The sequence below is a fragment of the Falsihalocynthiibacter sp. S25ZX9 genome (genome assembly GCF_041205405.1).
In the GTDB taxonomy this organism is placed as follows: Bacteria; Pseudomonadota; Alphaproteobacteria; order Rhodobacterales; family Rhodobacteraceae; genus Falsihalocynthiibacter; species Falsihalocynthiibacter arcticus.
This window is the reverse complement of the sequence record NZ_JBGFCD010000342.1, coordinates 1-280: the sequence shown is the minus strand read 5'-3', so window position 1 is coordinate 280 and position 280 is coordinate 1. Positions and strand designations below refer to the sequence as shown.

1 protein-coding gene is annotated in these 280 nt (G+C 46.1%); it reads right to left on the bottom strand.

Annotation, left to right across the window (positions count from 1 at the left end; all coding sequences use genetic code 11):
- Nucleotides 1-217, bottom strand: a 217-nt coding sequence (locus AB9F29_RS22510) for an ATP-dependent Clp protease proteolytic subunit (RefSeq protein WP_369757327.1), incomplete at its 3' end; no start/stop codon positions are given.
- Nucleotides 218-280: the final 63 nt, after the last annotated feature.

The following is a 280-nucleotide window of genomic DNA, read 5'->3' as shown; positions in this document are numbered from 1 at the left end:
GCACCATGTCGCCAGATTCAACGTGACCACCAGGGGAGCTGATGAACATATTGATCGGGTCGTCATTCTCTTCGGCAAGCGCCAAAAGATGCGTAACGGTTTGCTTAGCCAGCTTGTCGTTTACTTCGCCTGTCACCAAGACATTGCGACTTTTGAAAAACAGTTTCTCCGCTGTTTGGCTTACTGCTTCGTCTTTTTTGTTTGTTTCTTCAGTCATAATATCCTCAGGATTCAGTCTCTGCTGCTATCTATGTAGTGGCTTGGTTAATAAAGCACCACC